Below are 21,889 nucleotides of genomic sequence, written 5' to 3'. Positions count from 1 at the left end.
AAAAATTATAACGTTGATTCAAATTTCTCCAATTAACGATTGTTAAAGTTAATAAGTTCGAAGGAAATTTCTGAAAAAGAACTCTGAGCCTTCGCTAGCTCCAAGTTCTCTTTATTTTTGTCTCTCCTCTGAAATTTGAATAGTCAATTCAACTTTACGATTTAGTGTTGCTGACAAACACTGCTTCAATAGAAAATAAAGCAAACCTGTCACGGCTCCTGGCTAAGAAATTAAGGCTGTAAAATAATCCAGTATTGATAATTAAGGTGTTCCTGACAGGTTTAAAAAATTTCTGTAGATCAAGTTAGCATTCCACCATCAACCTGAATTACTTGACCTGTAATATAAGCAGACATATCAGATCCCAGAAAAACGCATAAATCTGCTACGTCCTCTGGCCTTCCACCTCTTTTCAATGGAATGGCATCTCTCCAGCCTTGAACTGTTTTCTCATCCAAGGCATCGGTCATTTCCGTTTCGATAAAACCTGGTGCAATGGCATTTGAACGAATATTTCTTGATCCTAATTCTAAGGCTACAGATTTGGTAAAACCTATAATACCTGCTTTGGAAGCGGAATAATTTGCTTGACCAGGATTTCCTTTAATACCTACCACAGAAGTCATATTGATGATAGAACCACTTTTTTGCTTCATGAAGGTCCGGTTTGCGGCTTTCACAGTATTGAAACAAGATTTTAAATTGATATTAATGACATCATCCCACATTTCCTCAGTCATTCGCATCAACAAATTATCTTTAGTAATCCCAGCATTATTCACTAAAACATCCAAGCTACCAAAATCTGAGACGACATTTGCTATCAACTCTTCTGCTGCTTGAAAATTTGAGGCATCGGAACGATATCCCTTAACCTTTACACCGTAGGCATCAGTTAGTTCTTTTTCTAATGCTTGACCTTTTTCAACACTAGATAAAAAAGTAAAGGCTACGTTAGCACCCTGTTCAGCATACTTTTCGGCAATAGCTTTACCTATTCCTTTTGAAGCACCCGTGATAAGTGCGGTTTTTCCTTCTAATAGTTTTGTCATAATCGGTTTGTAGTTGATTGTAAAAAGTCTAAAATTACAAGTATTAAGCTAATTAAGAAAATGAAAGGGGAAATAGACTTAAAAAGATTTGTCAATAAATATGAATATATCATTATTGCTCCCTTACTATTAACAGCATTTTGTATTCATTTATATGCAACTTCTGGTGGTTTAATTTGGAATTCAGATTCCTTTCACTATTGGTCCGCATCAAGGAGTTTTCAGTCAGATTTTGTTCTTAAAGCTTATGACGGTGGCGTTTACACATTCTGGCCACCCCTCTTCCCGATAATAATGAGCTTCTTTAGTGAGAAAGCTTATTATATTTTTCACACTATTTGTTTACTGTCCTCCTTACTATTTATCTACTGGGTTGTTAAACTAAAATCTAGTAGAAATTTAGCAATTCCTACTTTAGCAATATTCTCTGTATCAGTTTACCCTTATCTTGTCTCTAGCTTTCTTTGGTCAGAAACAATCTTTATCCTTCTTTTTTACTCAGGTTTATATTTCTACATAAAATGGAGAGGTGAGCAATCCAAGATTCAGTTTCTGTTTATAGCTACAATCCTGTTATCCCTAATGTGTTTACAAAGAAATGCAGGTGTTTTTATCATACTAGGACTTACAATTCAATCAATAGGTACCTTTCTAAAGGAAAGAAAATGGCATTATCTCCTAAAGATGATATTCATCCACTTGGTCATAATAACTCCGAATGTTGTATGGAATATTAATCAAAAACTCAGGTTTCCTGAAGAATTTTATTTTTACAGCAGTCCGCCAATTATTGACTTCTTTTCAAATCTTAAAACGTTTGCAAGTGAATTAATAAGAATATTTATACCCTATAGTGACCTAATTCCCCCATTTCTATTAATTACTGCAGGTACAGTTATTTTATCAGTCCCCTTATTGTCAAATATCAATAACATTCTATCTACTATATTTCTGACTTACATTGTTTCATTCTTGCTATTACCCAAATTTGAATTAAGCGAAACAGGCAGATTTCTAGCTCCTGTTATACCCTTATTAATCTTACAACTAACAACTATTTCGAAAAGGCTTTATGAAAAACTAATTTCTAGGAAAATGAAAATGGTATTATCTGCACTTATCGTTATTCTTTTAATATATAATATTACAAGGACTACTAAAAACGTAGCGCAATGGAATTATAGAAGTAAACATCAGCAAAAGTCAGCAAAAATATTCTACTAACAACTGTGCTTCAAACTTCATAGGCCCATATTGCTATTTTATGATTACAATTTTAGCCTGAAGTCATCCTAAATAAGAATTGAACTCAAATCGAAAGAGTCCGTCCTGAGTCCATTCCAGAAAAAAACATTTCTGATCGCTCTCAAAACACTATAGCTTCCCAAAAGAGCAATACCAAAATAAGTAACTCTTTTAACAATAATCGATTGAGTAGATTTAATGAGATCATCAATTTGAAGAAACAGATTTAAGAACAATAGCAAATAAAAAATTGCCAGGTACCTTTCAGCTGCATAATACTCTACTCTAAATACAGATATCATTAAAACGCAATAAATGATAAACAGTAAGGGAGTCAAATAAATCTTACTTCTATGGTTCTGAAAGTAGAGCAGAGAAGATTTATAAATGACAATAAAAAGAATGAGTACACTTACAGATCTGCTAAAGAAGCCATCAATCATATAAGGAAAAAACCAACTCGTGATTGCTTTACTATAAGAGGTGAGATTATATCCGATATGGTTAATTCTTCCTGAGATTAATGGAGTTATAAACCTATCCCAGCGGCCTAAAAATCCTTCGCTGAACAAAAATACCCATCCAAATGAAATAAAGAACAAGATCACAATTGAAAGTAAAACTATTTTTTTTCTTTTTGATCTAATTAGGAGAAACCCAAAAGTAGGGACAACCAAAAATATACCTGCAAAACGTACAAAGGGAAGGGTTATTAACAATACAATTGCCGAAAAAACATAACTAGTAAGTTGAGTTTTATGGTGTTTTTCAAGTAAAAAAAAGGTTAATAGTAGAATTGTTAAAAACAGAGGTTCTGTCCATAAAAATGAGCTAATTAGTAAATGAGGAGTTGCGAAAATTACTATTGTTAAAAATGTATAGCGCAAATAAGCATGTTTGATCTGGTGAGACCAGTAAACACCAAAGGCTTGAATAACAATAAAACAAAGAAAATTTAACCAAACCATATTGCTCTCACCCAGAACTGCAATTAAGAATGGTAAAACTGGTGGTTTAACATTAAATCCTTGTATTTGAAAAAAACCAACTGAATTAACCTCATTCGCAATTTCAACATACATCCTTGAGTCGAAGGTATAGCCCAATCCAAAGAAATTCACAACCCAAAATAAAATTCCGGAAATGAATAATGTTAAAATATAATCGAAATACTTTTTAATAAAAAAAGGAATAAATGTTTCACGCATGCAGAAAGGACTTAAAAAACAAAAACTTATTCAATGATATGGAAAATTTGATAAAAGCAACAAAATTTTTTTCTAGCCCCTTTTCCATTAAATTTGTCTGTAAGAAAAAAGAATCCAAAATTTAATTAATCAATATTATGGCATCAAAATATGACATTATAATAGTGGGCTCTGGCCCCGGAGGTTATGTAGCGGCAATCCGTGCTTCTCAACTAGGTAAAAAAGTAGCTATTGTTGAAAAGGAAAGTTTGGGCGGAATTTGTTTAAATTGGGGCTGTATCCCTACTAAAGCATTATTAAAAAGTGCCAATGTATTTGAATATATAAGCCATGCGGAAGATTACGGAATCTCTGTGAAAGACGCTAAAGCAGATTTTTCAGGCATGATTAAAAGAAGTCGTGGTGTAGCAGATGGCATGAGCAAAGGTGTACAGTTCTTGATGAAGAAAAACAAGATTGATGTGATTATGGGCTATGGAAAGCTGAAATCTGGCAAAAAGGTTGAGGTAGAAGCTGACGGCAAAAAAACTGAATATTCTGCTGACAGTATTATTGTAGCTACAGGCGGAAGGGCAAAAGAGCTGCCAAACCTACCGATAGATGGTAAAAAAATTATCGAGTACAGAAAAGCGATGAGCTTAGAAAAACAACCGAAGAAAATGGTGGTTGTAGGTTCAGGTGCGATTGGAGTGGAATTTGCTTATTTCTATAACTCTATTGGCACAGAAGTAACCATAGTGGAATTCATGGACAGAATTGTTCCAGTAGAAGACGAAGAGGTTTCAAAAGCACTAGCTAAAACGTATAAAAAAGCTGGTATAAATATAATGACTAGCTCAGAAGTGACTTCTGTTGACACCAAAGGTAGCGGTTGCAAAGTAACTGTTAAAACCAAAAAAGGCGAAGAGAAACTAGATTGTGATGTAGTACTTTCTGCTGTTGGTGTTTCTACCAACTTAGAGGGTATTGGTTTAGAAGATGCTGGTGTTTCTACTGACAAAGGAAAAGTCTTAGTTGATGATTATTACAAAACGAATGTAGATGGAGTATATGCCATTGGCGATATCGTTCATGGTCCAGCCTTAGCACACGTAGCTTCGGCAGAAGGTATTATCTGTGTTGAAAATATCGCAGGCGAAAAACCAGAGCCGTTAGATTACAAAAACATACCGGGTTGTACTTACTGTAGCCCAGAAATTGCATCCGTTGGTTATACTGAAAAACAAGCTAAAGACGCTGGCTATGAATTGAAAGTAGGTAAATTCCCTTTCTCTGCTTCAGGAAAAGCGAGCGCTGCCGGAGCAAAAGATGGTTTCGTGAAATTAGTATTTGATGCAAAGTATGGTGAACTATTAGGTGCCCATATGATAGGTGCTAATGTTACAGAAATGATTGCTGAAATTGTGGCCGTAAGAAAATTAGAGACTACTGGTCATGAATTGATTAAGACCGTTCATCCTCACCCAACTATGAGTGAAGCTGTGATGGAAGCGGCTGCGGCTGCCTATGATGAGGTGATTCATATATAAATGAAAAGTAGCTGAAACCTTTCAGGTTTGATTATAATAAAAGCGTTTGATTTAGAATATCATTTTAATATATAGCTATTGAAAACCTGACTGGTTTAAAACTTCAGCATTATCAAAACAAAAAGCTGTTTAGCAGATTTAATAAATTGAATTTGCCTAACAGCTTTTTTTATTGACTTAATATCATTTATTTAGCAAACGAAATTTACAACCATAGCACAAGTAGTTAAAATATCAGAGGAAGTTCTTATTAAGGAGCTCAAAGCACAGAAGCCCAGTGCTTTCGAGTATCTGTACGATAATTATAGTGCAGCTATTTATGGCGTTATAATAAGAATAGTAAAAACAGAAGAAGTTGCTCAAGAAGTATTGCATGATGTTTTCATGAAAGCCTGGAAAAATATCAATGCATACAGCGCTGAAAAAGGGCGTCTGTACACATGGTTAGTGAATATTAGCAGAAATGCTTCCATCGATAAACTGAGATCCAAAGAAATAAAAAATACAAGCAAAACCGATTCAGTCTCTGACAACGTACATACCATTGACAATGCAAATTCAACAGAGCAATCAATTGATGGCATAGGTTTAGAAAAAGTTTTAGATAAGCTTTCAGACGAACTTCGATTTGTTATTGATCAAATGTATTTTAAAGGCTATACGCAAACTGAAATATCTGAGGAATTTGATATCCCCTTAGGGACTGTCAAAACCAGAGCGAGGACAGCTATGCGTACATTAAGAGAATTATTATTGTGAGTAAGATAGAAGCATACATATCGTCAGGAGTAATCGAAGCTTTTGTTTTGGGCCAGCTAAATGAGTCCGAATCAAAGGAATTGCTTCAGTATGCAAAAGAGCATGAAGAAGTAAGAAAAGCCATTGATGAGGCTGAAGAAACCTTATTTGCATTAGGTCAAGAAGGAAGTATTGCACCTCCAGCTCAATCCAAAAATGCACTTTTTGAGGAATTGGGAATAGAAACAAATTCAACAAAAGACGAAGTTGATTATAATTTTTCTAAACCAGAGATGAAAACGGAAGAAAAATCCTTTTCCATATATCCATATTTATCTGCTGCAGCAAGTATAGTTGCTGTAATCGGAATAGTCTTAAGTGGCTATTATTACAATCAGTGGCAGGAAACCGAAGCCAGATTATCCAATATTATTGCCCAAAACCAGAGCATGGCTCAGCAATATAATGTGGTCAAAAACCAAATGGATCAGTATGCAAGTAATATTCAGATTCTGAGACAGCCTGGAATTGAAACAGTGCCAATGACAGGCTTGGATATTGCTCCTAATGCTCAGGCATTTGTCCATTGGAATAAGAAAACCAATGAGGTTTATTTAAATGCTAAGAAAATGCCAGCAAATGAAGTCAAAAATCAATATCAATTGTGGGCCATAGTAGATGGCAGTCCGGTGGATATGGGTGTTTTTGATGTTGCAGGTGACATGACAAGCTTACTCAAAATGAAAACTACGAGCAAAGCCTCTGCCTTTGCAGTTACCTTAGAGCCAAGAGGCGGCAGTGAAAATCCTACCATGGAGAAAATGTATGTAATCGGTCAGATTTAATCACGGATTTTAATTTTCTAAAAGTAAATCTAAAAGCATAATTTTCCTCTTTTTATGATGTTTTGATGTAATTTATTTTTTAAAAATGTTGAGATTTTATCAATTATAAGATTGGTAGATCCCTTTATTCAGATAATATCCCATTTTTTTCTGTAGGCTTCTACATTTCATCGATAAAATGTCAGAGATTAATTTTCTTTAGTTTTATTACATACATTTGCTTTTACTTAATTCTTAAAAGCAATTCAACTTCATTAATCATAATATTACATAATCATTGGTTAAGCCAATAAATGTAATGTCATGAAAAAATTATTTTACTTCATCTTAATTGGTTGTATTTCGGTACACTTTTCGTTAGCACAAAATATCTCTCCAAGTGAGCAATTTATTGATTGGAGTGATGATTCAGCTTGGTCTTCTGGTAACAGACCGCTATCGAATCAAGGAGGTCAAGATATTTTCATTGACGGTAGTGTAACAAGATTCTCGAACTTCACATTAGGTACTACGAATTTTTTTGGTGGTAGCAACCCTTCCAATCTAACCGTATATTCTGGGGATTCTCTTGTAGTTGACGGTGATTTAACTATAAATCCCGATTCAGAATTAACAGTTGAAGATGGTGGCTATCTCTACGTAAATGGAGACTTAAATAATCAGGGTGAATTCTTTATAATATTTCCAACTGGAGACGGTGGTATTGCAGCAAACGATGGAACCATTGCTGTCAATGGCGACTATAATCAAGGCCCAGGGGCAAATATTAGTAATAACGGTACAAATTCTAAATTTTATGTGGAAGGTAATTCAGATGGAGAGCCTACTGACGGACAAATCCCACCCGAAATCCAAGAGATATACAACACACTTCCAATAGAACTCAAAGTTTTCGAAGGAATTCTGGCAAAGAACGCAACTCAATTAAATTGGATAACAGCCAAGGAAGAGAACTTTTCTCATTTTGAGATTGAAAGATCGGTCAATGAAAAACCCTTTGAAGTAATTGGCCTCGTGGAAGGACAGGGAAATAGCATGACGGATGTTTACTATGATTTCACAGACCTTTCCATCCCATTTGGCATTATTAGATATAGATTAAAAGCAGTTGATATTGATCATAGCTTTGAATATTTTGAAGCCATAGAAATAAAAAATACTTTTAGCAATCAGGTTTCTGCTTACCCAAACCCGACAACTAACATTTCAAACGTAAAAATAGTGTTACCTAAGGAGTTTAAGGGAAAACTAAACAAGGTAAGCTTATTCAATTCTTCTGGAAGAAATTTATATAATCAATTAAATTTTGATCCTCAAGTGTCAAAATTGGAATTAGGCGAACTGGAAGAGGGGATGTATATCCTAAAAATCTATCATAATGGACTTACTGAAAATCTTAGGATTTTTGTTCATTAAGTACAAGAACTCAGTAAAGATAATTTAATAGCGCTTGCCCCCATTTGGGTGTTTTCACCCAAACTTTATTATTGTCTCTGAAATCTCACAGAAAATTGAAGGTGAAAACACCTTCAAGAGGGAGTAGTTAGATGAGAGGTGGTGAGGGATTAAACTTTGTATAATAGTGGCTGAGTAAATACAAATCTTTTTTATTTATCAATTGAGCAAAGGTAAATTGAAAAAAAGACAACGTTACAAGAATTGGAATGCCCTAATTACTAATTATTAATTCGTAATCATTAATTATTTTTTACTTGCATTAAAAAGCTTCTGCTTTTCATCTTTGCTTAAACTTTCATATCCTTTATCAGATATTTTATCCAATATTCTGTCAATCTCTTCTTGCTCAATGGCTGAGGAAGCACCAGAGGATTTCGCGCTGCTTTTACTTGCTCCAGTAGGCTGTTTCTTTTTATAAGTGACTTTTATTTTCGGTTTAGATTTAAACAGACTTTGGATAAAACCTAAAGTCATTTGAATCCATAAACCAAAATCTGTTCCAGCTTGCAATCCTCGCACATATAAAAAGCCAATCCCTGCACCACCAAGGTGTGCAATATTTCCTCCAGCATTTGGACCTGCAGAACCAAGAAGGGATAATATGATATAAACTGCAACGATATATTTTATCTTGACTGGGCCTATAAAAATTAAATGAAATTTGTGATCTGGCAGCAAAGTTGCTGATGCAGTTGCCACAGCATAAACTGCTGCTGAGGCACCCACCATGCCGTTCGTCCCTCTTTCAGCTAAGAAAGGAACCAAATTATATGCCAAAATAAACACAACTGCACCTGCAAGTGCCCCTAAAACGTATAGATTGACCAATTTAGCACTCCCTAGATATTGCGAAACTAACATTCCAAACCAGTAAAGCACTAGCATATTGAGAAGAATATGGAAGAAACCAGCATGAGAGAATGCATAAGTAATAACAGTCCAGGGTCGATAAATAAATCGCTCTAGATCTGGTGGAATAGTAAATTGCGCATCTACTACAGCAAAAAGTCCCTCCGTCCCAGAAAACTTACCTATTAAAGCCAACAAACCCAAACCCACAAAAACCACCGCATTGATAATAATCAACTGATTCAAGGCATTGTTGGGCCTTTTAAAATTTTGCTTTAACTCATCGAAAAATCCTGCCATCTTCTTTAATAAAATCTGTTACTGTTCTTCTGCCAAATTTTCAACAGAATAAATGCAATCAACATTCCACCTAAATGGGCATAGTGCGCCACATTATCGCCCGGAACATTCTGTATGCCTGCATATAACTCATATAATCCATAGAAGGTTACAAGGTATTTAGCTTTGATAGGGATAGGTGGAAATAATAAAAACAGTTCCGTATTTGGGAAAAGAAATCCAAAGGCAAAAAGAATTCCAAATACTGCCCCAGAAGCTCCAATTAATGGTACATTTCCTTGAAATCTAACCACTTCTTGAACCCTTTGAACACTCGCATCAATATATTCTTGACTACCTGGGTTTTCCCCATAAGCATCAATGAAATCATACCATTGCCTATAAGCATAATTAGCATTCTCTTGAATGAAGGAAACAAAACCCTCATAATTAGGATTCTCAATATATTGTTGAGCAGCACTTTCTAATTGCTGCATTTCAATGAAATTCACAACTCCATATAGCATACCAGCACCAACACCTGTCACCATATAAAATATAAAAAACCTTTTTGAGCCCCAAAACCGCTCTAGCATGGGACCGAATATGAATAGGGCAAACATATTACCCAACAAATGTCCAAAGCCAGAGTGCAAAAACATATAGGTTATGAACTGGAAAGGCCGAAAAGAATCCGCCAAAATATAGCGCAAACCAAAGTACTGGGCTAACTCAATATTTGCAAAAGAAGGAATCAGTAATAATGCTATATTTATTAAAAGTAGGTTTTTAACAACCGGAGTAAGTCTCGCAAACATAAATTTTTATAATATAAATTGTATAATCTCTAAATTTAGCTTCTCGTTAGTTGAAGAAACTTGCAATTTTATCAAGGTCAAAAATAATAAAAGTTGAATTACCTGAGGGTGCATAATTGGGATTTTGACAGGCAAATAATTTATCAATCAAGGCATTCATCTCTTCTGCATTCAATTTATGGCCTCCTCTTATGGCTGACCTCTTTGCCAAAGAACGAGCTATATTTTCATTTTTTGATATGCTCAATACATTTTTATTATGTTTAAACTGATCTATCAACCCTTCAAACACCGATTTTACGGAAGTATCTGTCAATTCCGTGGGTGCACCATTAATCACCACCGTATCTTTCCCGAAAGAAGAAATTACGAATCCCAGTGCTTTTAGTTCCTCTTCCATATCCATCACCAAAGTATAATCAGGAGTTGATAGTTGCACTTGCTCCGGAAAAAGGAACTGTTGTGAACTTCCGTCACTATGCTGTAAATGGCGATTGAATTTTTCAAATAAAATTCTTTCGTGCGCAGCCTGCTGATCCACTAACATCAAACCGGATTTGACCTGCGTAGCAATATACTTTTGATGAATCTGGAAAATACTTGATTTAGCTTCTCCCCATTCAGATTTAGGGGTTTTGGTCTCTCTTTCTTCATTGATGGAGCTACCGAAAGTCATGGATTCTTGTCGATCATCTTTAACATCCTGTTGATCTTCTTTACTAATTTTATCACTTAGCTCCTGAAAATTAGACAAGATTTTATCCCACTCCCCATCATTATCTTTGGGTTGTTTAAACTTTTGATAATTGGCCGCTTTCGTTGAGAATTCATCAATTCTATTTCTTCGTGGAGCATTGAAACTAAAATTCACATCACTGTCAAAATCCAAAGCTGGTGCTACATTATGTGCTCCTAAGGCTTGTCGAATAGCCGCTGCTAAAATACCGTAAACCATCCTTTCATCATCAAATTTGATCTCGGTCTTGGTAGGATGAACATTTACATCAATTCTTTTAGGATCAATTTCCAGACACAAAACATAAAAAGGATGTGCCTCTTTTGCCAATAATCCTTCAAAACCGTTGACTACTGCATGATGCAAATATCCGCTTTTGATGTATCGGTTGTTGACAAAGAAAAACTGCTCACCACGAGTTTTTTTGGCGAATTCCGGTTTCCCTATATAACCATAAATTTTTAATTGATCTGTGGTTTCCTCACAAGAAACTAATTGCTCTTGATAATTTTTTCCAAATAAGCCTACTATCCTTTGGCTTAATTTGCCAGCATTGAGCTGGTAAACATCCATATCATTTTGGTGCAAACTAAATGCTACCCGCGGATTTGCAAGAGCCACTCGATGGAATTCATCGATTATATGTCTCATTTCCACGGCATTGGATTTCAGAAAATTCCTTCTTGCAGGAACATTATAAAAAAGATTCTTAATTGAAATGGTTGTCCCACCCGTATGAGCTGTGTGGGATTGATTTCTGATTTCTGATGCTTCAACTTGAAGCAAAACACCAAGTTCAGCTTCTGGGGTTTTGGTTTTAAGCTCAACTTGTGCAACCGCTGCAATTGAAGCCATGGCCTCTCCACGGAATCCCATCGTTTTTAACGCAAATAAATCGTCTGATTTCCGAATTTTAGAAGTAGCATGTCGTTCAAAACACATCCTAGCATCAGTTTCAGACATCCCTATGCCATCATCTATCACTTGTATAAGTTGCTTACCTGCATCTTTCACCACCAATTTAATTTTGGAACTTCCAGCATCAATGGAATTTTCCAATAATTCCTTTACTACAGATGCGGGTCTTTGAACCACTTCACCAGCAGCAATTTGATTGGCAATTGCATCAGGCAACAACTGAATTATATCTGACATTTAAAAAAGTCTATAGATTCCAGGTTAAAATTAAGTAGTAGTAACTGTGAAACGAATGATCAGTTTCTTGCGATGAATCATTTTCTCTTCCTTAGAAAAATATAAAGCGGGACCAATAGGAGCAATGCAAAATAGACACTGGCACCATACATCAAGTATCCTCCAATTGACAAACCAACCATAATTATCATCAAAAATTGAAATAAGTCTGCAGAACGATTAGCGCCTCTTTTGGCTTTAAATGCCTCTCGGATACTTTCAGATTCACCACCATTTCTTTCGTTTTTTAACTCTTGCCTTATTCGATGGGTCCTTTTTTCTAAATCCTCTTTCACAGGATCGTAGTACCTAGGCTGTATTTCAAACCTTTGATACTTTGGAAGTCTAAATATGGACGGAAATTTCATAGGTATATTATTTAAATTTTAGACGGTCAGATGGAATTCATATTAAGCACTTTCAAGCTGATAAGTAAATTTCACCTTCGAATATTATTACTCATTTCATCATCAGCTATGCAAAACAGATGAATAAAAGAACGAAGCGAACGTTATGTAAGTTTAAATTGTAAAGTGTTGATATCATTTCAATTAATTTCAACAAATTAGCGAATAATTAACAATCTAATGGAATTCATCTTTCCAAGAAACAAACTTAATGTTAATTTAGCTTTTATCATAAATTCAAAACTACCACATGTTTAAAAAAGTTTTTTTCTTAACATTTATTAATATTTTGCTTGTTACAAGCTCACTTTTTGCACAAAAAACATTGTACCCAAAATGGGTTGACAATACCTACCACGCAATGAGCTTAGATGAGAAAATTGGTCAACTTTTCATGGTGGCTGCATATTCCAATAAAGACGAACAACATGTTAAAAATTTAGAGATTCTGATCGAAAATCATCACATAGGGGGGTTGATATTTTTTCAAGGTGGTCCAGTTCGGGAAATAAACATCACCAATAGATTACAGGCAAAGTCGAAAACCCCATTATGGATTGGAATGGACGCAGAATGGGGCTTGGGCATGAGATTGGATAGCACCATGAATTTCCCTAAGCAAATGACCTTAGGAGCGATTCAAAATAATGATTTGATTTATGATATGGGTGCAGAAATTGCGAGGCAAGCTAAATTACTTGGCATACACGTAAATTTCGCGCCAGTTGTAGATGTTAATAACAACATTAAAAACCCCGTTATAGGCTATCGTTCCTTCGGAGAAGACAAAGAAAACGTTGCTCAAAAAGGAGTAGCCTACATGAAGGGAATGCAAGAAAATGGTTTAATGGCCAACGCTAAGCATTTTCCTGGACATGGAGATACGGATTCTGATTCTCATATGACATTGCCTGTAATTAAACATGATACTACTAGGCTGAATGAAATAGAACTGTATCCGTTCAAAAAATTGATCGAGAATAAAGTCAATAGCATGATGGTAGCTCACTTGCATATCCCTGCTTATGATAAAACGCCTAATAAGGCCACAACACTTTCTTCAAATGTAGTTACTGACTTATTGAAAGAAAAATTAGGTTTTGATGGGCTCATTTTTACTGACGCATTAAATATGAAAGGCGTAAGTGATTATTATGCTCCAGGAGAAACTGACTTATTAGCCTTTAAGGCCGGAAATGATGTTCTGCTTTTCCCTATGAATGTTCCCAGTGCAGTTAAAATGATTAAAAATGCATTGAAGCAAAAGGAATTGACAGAAGAAAGATTAGAGGAAAGTGTAAAGAAAATTCTTCATGCAAAATACAAATTGGGCTTACATACTGGATTTAAGAAATTGAAAATTGATAATATTAATGAAAAGCTCCATACAGCAGACGCAAAAAATCTAAACGAAAGACTTTATGCTGAAGCAGCTACACTTGTAAAAAATGAAAAGAAGTTTCTTCCAATACATATCTTAGATACTACCAATTTTGCCTCAATATCTTTAAGAGGCAGCAAAAACAGCATATTTCAGCAATATTTAAGTAAATATGCAGATTTTACGCACTACAATTTATCGAAAGACAACATGGACTTGGGTGATTACAGTCGACTAATGGATCAGTTAAGCCAGTATGAAACGGTGGTGGTAGGCATTCACGACATGAATAATTCTTCCTCAAAGAGATTTGGTTTAAAATCCGAAGATTTACTTTTCCTTCAAAATTTGTCAGAAAAAGCCAATGTTGTTTTGGCTGTTTTTGGAAATGCTTATAGTTTAAAATACTTGCAATCCTTTCAGCATGTTCTTTTGATGTATGAGGACAATGACATTACACAAAAATTGGCTCCTCAGATGCTTTTTGGAGCTAAGGCAATAAAAGGAAAGTTACCTGTATCTGTTGCACCTAATATGCCCGCAGGTACTGGACTCAATTCTACAACTCTTAATAGATTTGGCTACAGCAGCCCATTGGATGTTGGAATGGATCCAAAAATATTGGCAGAAATTGACGCTATAGCCGAAGAAGCCATTAAAACAGAAGCAACACCTGGTTGCCAAATACTAGTAGCAAAAGACGGACAGATTGTCTATGAAAAAAACTATGGGTATCAAACCTATCACAAGTATTCGAAGGTAGATGACGAAACTATTTATGACCTAGCTTCCATCACTAAAGTATCGGCCACTCTTCAAAGCATCATGTTTCTGTATGATAGGGGAATTATTGATTTAGATAAAAAAATAGTCAATTATTTACCTGAGCTGAAAAAAAGCAACAAACAGAATATGACCTTACGTAATATTTTAACGCATCAAGCAGGTTTAGTTCCATATGTCCCTTTTTGGAGACAAACTCATGATATGTTTGGATTGAAAACACCTTTATATCAGAATCATGAAGCTTCGCTTTATCCGCATCAGTTGGCCTCTGGGCTTTATGGACATCAGGTATTAGGTGATTCTATTTGGCAATGGGTCATTGATTCTGAACTGTTGGAAAAGCCCAGATGGAAAAAGAATTATGATTATAGGTATTCTGATATGGGTTATTACATTATGCAAAAGATCAGTGAACGTATGATGAATATGACTTATGAAGAATTTTTAGCTGAAAATTTCTACAAACCAATGGGCATGAAAACTATGGGTTTTTTACCCTTATGTCGATTTCCTGAATCGCAAATTGCCCCTACTGAAAATGATTTAGTTTTTAGAAATGATCTGATAAAAGGCTGGGTGCATGATCAAGGTGCGGCCATGGTTGGAGGAATTGCAGGGCATGCAGGCTTGTTTAGCAATGCGAAGGATCTGGCCATTTTAATGCAAATGAATTTATGGGACGGCACCTACGGAGGAGTACGATATTTTAGTAAAGGCACGGTGCCATATTTTACAAGAAAGCAATTTGACGAAAATAGAAGAGGTTTAGGTTGGGACAAACCAGTGGAAGAAGAAGGTCCTTCCCCAACATCTCATTATGCCTCTCCCCTAACTTTCGGACACACCGGCTTTACAGGAACTGCCGCTTGGGCAGATCCTGAGTTTGGTCTGGTTTATATCTTTTTGTCTAACAGGGTTTATCCTGATGCCAATAACAGAAAACTGATCTCTTCAAATATTCGAACCCGCATTATGGATATTATCTATCAATCTATTTTTGAATATGAATCTCAGCAAGAGGAGTATGTCAATTGATTAAAAAACTAATTGATCACACAAAAGTATTTTGAACATAATCATGAAGGCTTACGTTTTAAATCTCAACCTACAGTATTACTGAATTTAACAACATTGATTAAATGAATATAGGAATAGTTTGTTATCCTACCTTTGGTGGAAGTGGAGTTGTAGCAACAGAATTGGGAAAAGCACTGGCAAAGAATGGACATAATGTTCATTTTATTACTTACTCACAGCCTACTCGTTTAGATTTTTTTAATGAAAATTTATTCTATCATGAGGTAGATATTCGAACGTATCCGCTGTTCCAATACCCTCCATATGAATTGGCATTAGCCAGTAAAATGGTAGATGTTGCCCAGCACGAGAAACTAGATTTATTACACGTGCACTATGCGATACCCCATGCATCGGCCGCTTATATGGCTAAACAAATTCTTAAAGAGAAGAATATTGACATTCCAGTGGTAACTACCCTGCATGGGACAGATATTACATTAGTGGGTAAAGATCCTTCTTACGAGCCTGTTGTCACGTTCAGCATCAATAAATCTGATGGAGTAACTGCCGTTTCAGAAGATTTAAAAAAAGATACTTTAGAGCACTTTGATATATATCAGCATATTGAAGTTATACCTAATTTTATTGATCTAGGTAGGTTTAAAAGACAGAAAAAAGATCATTTCAAAACCGCAATTTGCCCAAATGGTGAAAAGTTGATGGTACACACTTCAAACTTTCGCAAAGTCAAAAGAGTAGAGGATGTTATCTACGTTTTTAATAATGTACGTAAAATCATTCCAGCAAAACTTCTGCTAGTTGGTGACGGTCCAGAGAGGATCAAAATGGAAAAGTTATGCAGAGAATTAGGCACCTGCGATGATATTCGCTTTTTAGGTAAATTAGAAGCTGTAGAAGAAGTACTTTCAGTAAGTGATCTATTTCTAATGCCTTCCGAAAAAGAAAGTTTTGGATTGGCGGCATTAGAAGCCATGTCATGCGAAGTACCAGTCATATCTTCTAATGCAGGAGGAATTCCTGAATTAAACATTGATGGCGTTACGGGCTTCACTTGTAATGTCGGAGATGTGAAGGACATGACAGAGAAATCACTCCATATTTTAGCAGATGAAAACCTAGATCAATTCAAAAAGAATGCCCTTGAAAGAGCCAAGAAATTTGATATCACGAATATATTACCTCTCTACGAAAATTTCTATTCCAAAATTCTTAAAAAAGAAGTAACTGAAAGGATATGATAACCTAATATACAGAACAATTGATGACTTTAGTCGTTAATTGGTCATAGTTAATCGAAGAACAACTTTTTCAATTGTCACTTTTATTAGTTATGGATTTAGCTCAAGACAAAAATATTAAAGGTTCGGGAACCAAAAATTTGTTTAAAAACCCCATACTAGAAAAATTAACAAGAAGTCATTTTTCTATACCCTTAAGTATTCTAGCAATCATTTCTATCTACTTAGCTTATTTAGCACTAAGCAAATTCAACATTGATGGAATTGTATTTACTGCATTGTTTATTTCAGGTTTCTTTGGTTGGACTTTAGGAGAATACCTTATCCATCGCTACGTCTTTCACATGGACGATGACAAAAGATGGAAAAGATGGATTACTTATACTTTTCATGGCATCCATCATGAATACCCAAAAGACAAAGATAGAATTGTGATGCCACCTGCAGGTGCAATTTTAATCAGTAGTGTAATTTTTGCTGCCTTTTGGCTAATTATACAAGATTATGCATTTGCAGTTGTGCCTGGATTCTTAATCGGTTATCTCGTTTACGCATTTGTTCATTATGCTATTCATGCATATCAACCTCCAAAAAATTTCCTGAAATGGTTATGGATTAATCATAGTATACATCATTATAAACATCCTGATCAATATTTTGGAGTATCTTCTCCTTTTTGGGACTATGTATTTAATACCATTCCCAACAAGAAGAAATAATGGCATCCGTAAGTATTTTAGGTTGTGGGTGGTTAGGGTTTCCTCTTGCTGAAAAATTAGTAAATGAGGGCTACAAAGTAAAAGGAAGTTCAACGACCTCATCGAAAATAAAAGACTTACAAAAAGCAAGGATAGAGGCGTATCAAATTGAACTACCCAAGAGTAAGATTGATTCTAATTTTTTTGCTTCAGATTTTTTAATCGTTAATATCCCTCCTCAAACCTCCAAAAAAGGAGTAGACCATCATCGAGAAAGTTTAGAGGCAATCGTAAACCAGATTCCCCAAAAGCAAAAAATAATTTATGTAAGTTCCACTTCTGTATATCCTAAAGTTGATCATTCTATCGATGAAGATCATGATTTGGATTTACAATCAGACAGGAGCAAAGCGCTGATTCAGGCTGAAGAGCTACTCATAGAACACTTTAGAGAAAGACTAACTATCATCCGTTTTGGCGGTTTATTGGGATACGATAGAATACCTGGAAAATATTTCTCAAACAAAAAATTAGAACAACACCAGCAAAAGGTAAATTATATTCATCAAGATGATGCCATAGGCTTAATTTTGGCTGTTTTATCTACAAATAAATGGGGTTATGTAATAAACGGTGTTGCACCAAAACACCCCACGAAAAAAGAGGTGTTCAATCAAAATTCCAAAGACTTTAATTTCCCGCCCCCAGTTTTTGGAAATGAACAACAAGTTTTGACTAACAGAATCATCAAAAGCATTAAAATTGAACATATTTTAGATTATTCATTCATTTACCCTGACCCTTTGCATTTTTTTTATACTAATTAAAGAAATGACTTTTTAAAGATTCTATTATTTACTATCATTCGAGAGTTTTATAAAAGTTATGTGCACACTTACATATTTACCACTTTCTGAAGAGCAGTATATATTGACGTCCAATCGAGATGAAAGTCCAGATAGGGGTCAGTCATTTTTCCCTGCCTATCACCACGTAGAAGGTAAGAATATAGTGTTCCCGCAAGATCCAAAAGCTGGAGGGACCTGGGTTGCAACATCTGATAAAGGAATCAGCGTATGTTTACTAAATGGAGCTTACGAACCGCACGAGATCAAGCCTCCATACAGAATGAGCAGAGGTCTGGTTGTGATGGAAGCAATTGAATGCATAAAGCCTGATGAATTTTTTAAAAATTACGATTTTACAGACATTGAACCGTTTACGATGGTTGTTCTATTTCATGATCCACAGTTAAAGATTCTTGAATTTAAATGGGACGGTGAAAATACTTTTTTAGTGGAGAAAGACCCTAAAAGTCCACATTTATGGGCTTCTGCTCAACTCTATACCAAAGAATCTATAGAGAACAGAAACACATGGTTTAAAAAATGGCTAAGTGAAAACAGTGTATACTCTGTTGACGCCATCCGAGAATTTCACAAGAATGCTGGAAACGGGGATCTTCAAAATGATATGATTATGGACCGAGGAGTTGTAAAAACGCTAAGCATAACCAGCATTTGTTCCCTGAAAGGCATTATGAAAATGACCAATCATAACTTATTAGAAAATCAAATTCAGGAAATTAGCTTATCCCAGCATGTGAACCAAGAATTCTCACATCATATCCTGTAAAATCCGACTTAAGTTTTATTCCTTTTCCAAAATACAATAAATTAAATCAAATAATAGTAACATTCATCTTCTTATATTAGTTAAGCAGAGATATGTTAGGTTATAGGTTCACAAAATATTTAGCTCACAAAGATTTATCAGACACCACATTTGATCAATTATTCAATGTGTTTAATGAACTATTGATTATTACCGGTGGTGATGTAAGTGAGGCTTTGAATTGGCTCACCAATATTGATAAGCAATATAATATTACAGATGCTAACTATGGGATGGGCGATTTCATAGAAGATTTAAAGAATAAAGGCTTTATCTCAGACAAAACCCCAGATGGATCTTTTGAAATCACTGCCAAAACAGAGCAGAATATTAGAAAAAATGCTTTGGAAGAAATTTTCGGAAAACTGAAGAAATCCGGAAAGGGCGAGCACAAAACCAATTTTACTGGACTAGGAGAAGAACCCGGAACGGACAGAAGAAATTATGAGTTTGGGGATCTATTGCACCAAATCTCCATGACAGATTCCTTACGAAATGCTCAAATCAACCATGGATTAGGAGATTTCATGCTAACTGAAGATGATTTAGAGGTAGTTGAAAGCGAATATAAAACACAGACTTCTACTGTTTTGATGATTGATATCTCACACTCCATGATTTTGTATGGGGAAGATAGAATAACCCCAGCCAAAAAAGTAGCAATGGCTTTAGCTGAACTTATCACCAAGAAGTATAAAAAAGATACTCTTGATATTATTGTTTTTGGCAATGATGCATGGCAAATTCAAATTAAAGATTTACCATATCTGCAGGTGGGTCCCTATCACACCAACACGATTGCAGGATTAGAGTTAGCTATGGACTTGCTAAGAAGAAGAAAAAATAAGAATAAACAAATTTTCATGATTACGGATGGGAAACCAACTTGCATGAAACAAGGCATTAAATACTACAAAAACAGCTTTGGACTAGATCCTAAAATATTGAATAAAACGCTCAATTTAGGGGCACAATGCAAAAGGCTGGGCATTCCGATTACTACTTTCATGATTGCTTCAGACCCATATCTCCAAGAATTTGTTAAGGAATTTACCACAGTAAATAATGGCAGTGCTTATTATAGCAGTTTGCAAGGACTTGGCAATTTAGTTTTTGAAGATTATAAAAGAAATAGAAAAAAAAGATACTGAAATAAGTTTATGAGCTACGAAACACTCGCTACCCAAGATAAATTAAAAATCACAACCCTAAAAGAATTAATGGAAAGTGGTTATCAACCAAAAACCGTAAAAGAAGAACTCCGACAAAATCTTATAAAAAAGATGAGAGCAGGGGAAAATGTTTTCGAAGGTATTTGGGGATATGAGGATACAGTAATACCAGATATTCAAAGAGCAATTCTTTCTCGTCATAACATCAATCTGTTGGGTCTTAGGGGTCAAGCAAAAACACGTATTGCCAGAATGATGACTTTATTACTGGATGAGTACATTCCTGTTTTGAGAGGGTGCGAACTGAATGATGATCCTATGCAACCACTTTCTAGACAGGCACAAGATATTTTAGAGGAAAAAGGGAATGAAGCCCCCGTGGTTTGGATGCACCGAGAAGAACGATACACAGAAAAATTAGCTACTCCAGATGTTTCGGTTGCCGATTTGATTGGTGATGTTGATCCAATTAAGGCCGCAACATTGAAACTTCCTTATTCAGATGAAAGAGTAATTCATTATGGATTGATTCCTAGGTCACACAGGGGTATTTTTGTAATTAATGAGCTGCCCGATTTACAGGCTAGAATTCAGGTTGCACTTTTCAATATTTTACAAGAAGGCGATATTCAGATTAGAGGATTCAAATTAAGATTACCACTTGATCTTCAATTTGTGTTTACTGCGAATCCCGAAGATTACACAAATAGAGGCAGTATAATCACTCCATTAAAAGATAGAATAGATGCTCAAATAATAACTCATTATCCTGAATCTATTGAAATTGGCAGAAAGATCACCGCTCAAGAAGCTGCGATTAAGGATGAACAAAATGACGTAGTTGAATTAAACGACCTTTCGAAGGATTTAATTGAACAGATAGCTATAGAAGCGCGCAGTAGTGAATATATTGATGAAAAAAGTGGTGTATCAGCAAGGTTAACAATATCTGCCTTCGAAAGCTTAATTAGTGCAGCAGAACGCAGATCATTAGTTAACAAAGAAGAAAAAGTGTATGTGCGAATGTCTGACTTTACTGGTGTTGTGCCTGCTATTACAGGAAAGGTGGAGTTAGTTTATGAAGGAGAGCAAGAAGGCCCCGGAATAGTGGCACAGACATTAGTCGGAAAGGCCATAAGATCCCAATTTGACCACTATTTTCCAAACCCTGAGGAATTGAGAAAGGATAGGGAAAAGAAAAATCCCTATAAGTCTATAATCAAATGGTTTAATGATGGAAAGAAAATAGACCTTTTTCATGACGATACGGAAAAAGATTATCAAAAAAAGTTGAAAGAAATTCCTGGTTTGAAAGATTTGGTGAAAACCCATCATAGTGGACTCAGTGAAAAAGAAACATATTTTATGATGGAATTTGCTCTGCATGGGATGGCTGAATACAGCTTACTTAGCAAACATGCATTAGCAAAAGGTCATAGTTTTAAAGACCTGTTAAGCAGTATGTTAAATTTTGAAGATTCAGCTGAAAATGATGATGATTTTAATATATAATATTATATTTACCATAGAACCATTGAATA

General features: G+C 35.2%; 18 protein-coding genes. 12 read left to right on the top strand and 6 right to left on the bottom strand.

Going from position 1 to position 21,889, the window contains the following annotated elements; all coding sequences use genetic code 11:
• Nucleotides 1-299: 299 nt before the first annotated feature.
• Nucleotides 300-1,052 carry a 3-oxoacyl-[acyl-carrier-protein] reductase gene (fabG, locus tag Q3Y49_RS09625; RefSeq protein ID WP_303267938.1) on the bottom strand — a complete coding sequence of 251 codons (753 nt, stop codon included), beginning with the start codon at nt 1,050-1,052 and terminating at the stop codon, nt 300-302.
• A 60-nt stretch (nt 1,053-1,112) separates the two neighbouring features.
• On the opposite strand from fabG, the gene Q3Y49_RS09620 reads away from it, so the two are divergent.
• Nucleotides 1,113-2,276, top strand: coding sequence for an ArnT family glycosyltransferase (locus Q3Y49_RS09620; RefSeq protein WP_303267937.1), 1,164 nt, complete (start codon nt 1,113-1,115; stop codon nt 2,274-2,276).
• A gap of 68 nt (nt 2,277-2,344) precedes the next feature.
• On the opposite strand, the gene Q3Y49_RS09615 is transcribed toward Q3Y49_RS09620, so the two are convergent.
• Nucleotides 2,345-3,505: a hypothetical protein gene (locus Q3Y49_RS09615; RefSeq protein WP_303267936.1), complete on the bottom strand. Its 1,161-nt coding sequence runs from the start codon at nt 3,503-3,505 to the stop codon at nt 2,345-2,347.
• Nucleotides 3,506-3,642: 137 nt separating this feature from the next.
• On the opposite strand from Q3Y49_RS09615, the gene lpdA reads away from it, so the two are divergent.
• The 4 genes from lpdA (at nt 3,643) to Q3Y49_RS09595 (ending at nt 8,033) form a co-directional block, all read left to right on the top strand.
• Nucleotides 3,643-5,034: a dihydrolipoyl dehydrogenase gene (gene lpdA / locus Q3Y49_RS09610; RefSeq protein ID WP_437439971.1), complete on the top strand. Its 1,392-nt coding sequence runs from the start codon at nt 3,643-3,645 to the stop codon at nt 5,032-5,034.
• A gap of 213 nt (nt 5,035-5,247) precedes the next feature.
• Nucleotides 5,248-5,793 (top strand): RNA polymerase sigma factor, encoded by a 546-nt coding sequence (locus Q3Y49_RS09605; RefSeq protein ID WP_367892476.1) that lies wholly within the window; start codon nt 5,248-5,250, stop codon nt 5,791-5,793.
• On the top strand, nt 5,790-6,617 hold the full coding sequence (locus Q3Y49_RS09600; protein ID WP_303267935.1) for an anti-sigma factor: 828 nt from the start codon (nt 5,790-5,792) through the stop codon (nt 6,615-6,617). Before Q3Y49_RS09605 ends, Q3Y49_RS09600 begins: the two co-directional genes overlap by 4 nt.
• Nucleotides 6,618-6,920: 303 nt before the next feature.
• Nucleotides 6,921-8,033, top strand: a complete 1,113-nt coding sequence (locus Q3Y49_RS09595) for a T9SS type A sorting domain-containing protein (RefSeq protein WP_303267934.1) — start codon at nt 6,921-6,923, stop codon at nt 8,031-8,033.
• A 285-nt stretch (nt 8,034-8,318) separates the two neighbouring features.
• Here Q3Y49_RS09595 and Q3Y49_RS09590 read toward each other — a convergent pair whose 3' ends face one another.
• The 4 genes from Q3Y49_RS09590 to Q3Y49_RS09575 all read right to left on the bottom strand — a co-directional run bounded on the left by Q3Y49_RS09590 (nt 8,319) and on the right by Q3Y49_RS09575 (nt 12,319).
• Nucleotides 8,319-9,224 (bottom strand): rhomboid family protein, encoded by a 906-nt coding sequence (locus Q3Y49_RS09590; RefSeq protein WP_303267933.1) that lies wholly within the window; start codon nt 9,222-9,224, stop codon nt 8,319-8,321.
• Nucleotides 9,225-9,229: 5 nt separating this feature from the next.
• Nucleotides 9,230-10,021, bottom strand: coding sequence for a rhomboid family intramembrane serine protease (locus Q3Y49_RS09585; protein WP_303267932.1), 792 nt, complete (start codon nt 10,019-10,021; stop codon nt 9,230-9,232).
• 46 nt (nt 10,022-10,067) lie between these two features.
• Nucleotides 10,068-11,912: a DNA mismatch repair endonuclease MutL gene (gene mutL / locus Q3Y49_RS09580; protein WP_303267931.1), complete on the bottom strand. Its 1,845-nt coding sequence runs from the start codon at nt 11,910-11,912 to the stop codon at nt 10,068-10,070.
• A 77-nt stretch (nt 11,913-11,989) separates the two neighbouring features.
• On the bottom strand, nt 11,990-12,319 hold the full coding sequence (locus tag Q3Y49_RS09575) for a hypothetical protein (protein ID WP_303267930.1): 330 nt from the start codon (nt 12,317-12,319) through the stop codon (nt 11,990-11,992).
• Nucleotides 12,320-12,608: 289 nt separating this feature from the next.
• Between Q3Y49_RS09575 and Q3Y49_RS09570 the strand changes: the two genes are divergently transcribed.
• From Q3Y49_RS09570 to Q3Y49_RS09540, 7 genes are all read left to right on the top strand, one after another.
• Entirely contained in the window at nt 12,609-15,560 is a 2,952-nt protein-coding gene (locus tag Q3Y49_RS09570) for a serine hydrolase domain-containing protein (protein WP_303267929.1), read from the top strand.
• A 104-nt stretch (nt 15,561-15,664) separates the two neighbouring features.
• Entirely contained in the window at nt 15,665-16,804 is a 1,140-nt protein-coding gene (bshA, locus tag Q3Y49_RS09565) for an N-acetyl-alpha-D-glucosaminyl L-malate synthase BshA (RefSeq protein ID WP_303267928.1), read from the top strand.
• A gap of 92 nt (nt 16,805-16,896) precedes the next feature.
• Entirely contained in the window at nt 16,897-17,523 is a 627-nt protein-coding gene (locus Q3Y49_RS09560) for a sterol desaturase family protein (RefSeq protein ID WP_303267927.1), read from the top strand.
• The gene (locus Q3Y49_RS09555) at nt 17,523-18,329 is read left to right on the top strand and encodes an NAD(P)-binding domain-containing protein (protein ID WP_303267926.1); all 807 of its coding nucleotides are present in this window, start codon (nt 17,523-17,525) and stop codon (nt 18,327-18,329) included. The genes Q3Y49_RS09560 and Q3Y49_RS09555 overlap by 1 nt, the downstream gene beginning before the upstream one ends.
• 58 nt (nt 18,330-18,387) lie before the next feature.
• Nucleotides 18,388-19,137, top strand: coding sequence for an NRDE family protein (locus Q3Y49_RS09550; protein WP_303267925.1), 750 nt, complete (start codon nt 18,388-18,390; stop codon nt 19,135-19,137).
• Between the two features lie 92 nt (nt 19,138-19,229).
• Nucleotides 19,230-20,327 carry a vWA domain-containing protein gene (locus Q3Y49_RS09545; protein WP_303267924.1) on the top strand — a complete coding sequence of 366 codons (1,098 nt, stop codon included), beginning with the start codon at nt 19,230-19,232 and terminating at the stop codon, nt 20,325-20,327.
• A 9-nt stretch (nt 20,328-20,336) separates the two neighbouring features.
• Complete coding sequence (locus Q3Y49_RS09540; protein WP_303267923.1) at nt 20,337-21,860, top strand: P-loop NTPase family protein; 1,524 nt, start codon at nt 20,337-20,339, stop codon at nt 21,858-21,860.
• The last annotated feature ends 29 nt before the right edge of the window (nt 21,861-21,889 follow it).

The organism is Marivirga harenae (assembly GCF_030534335.1).
In the GTDB taxonomy this organism is placed as follows: Bacteria; Bacteroidota; Bacteroidia; order Cytophagales; family Cyclobacteriaceae; genus Marivirga; species Marivirga harenae.
This window is presented reverse-complemented; position numbering and strand designations above follow the sequence as displayed.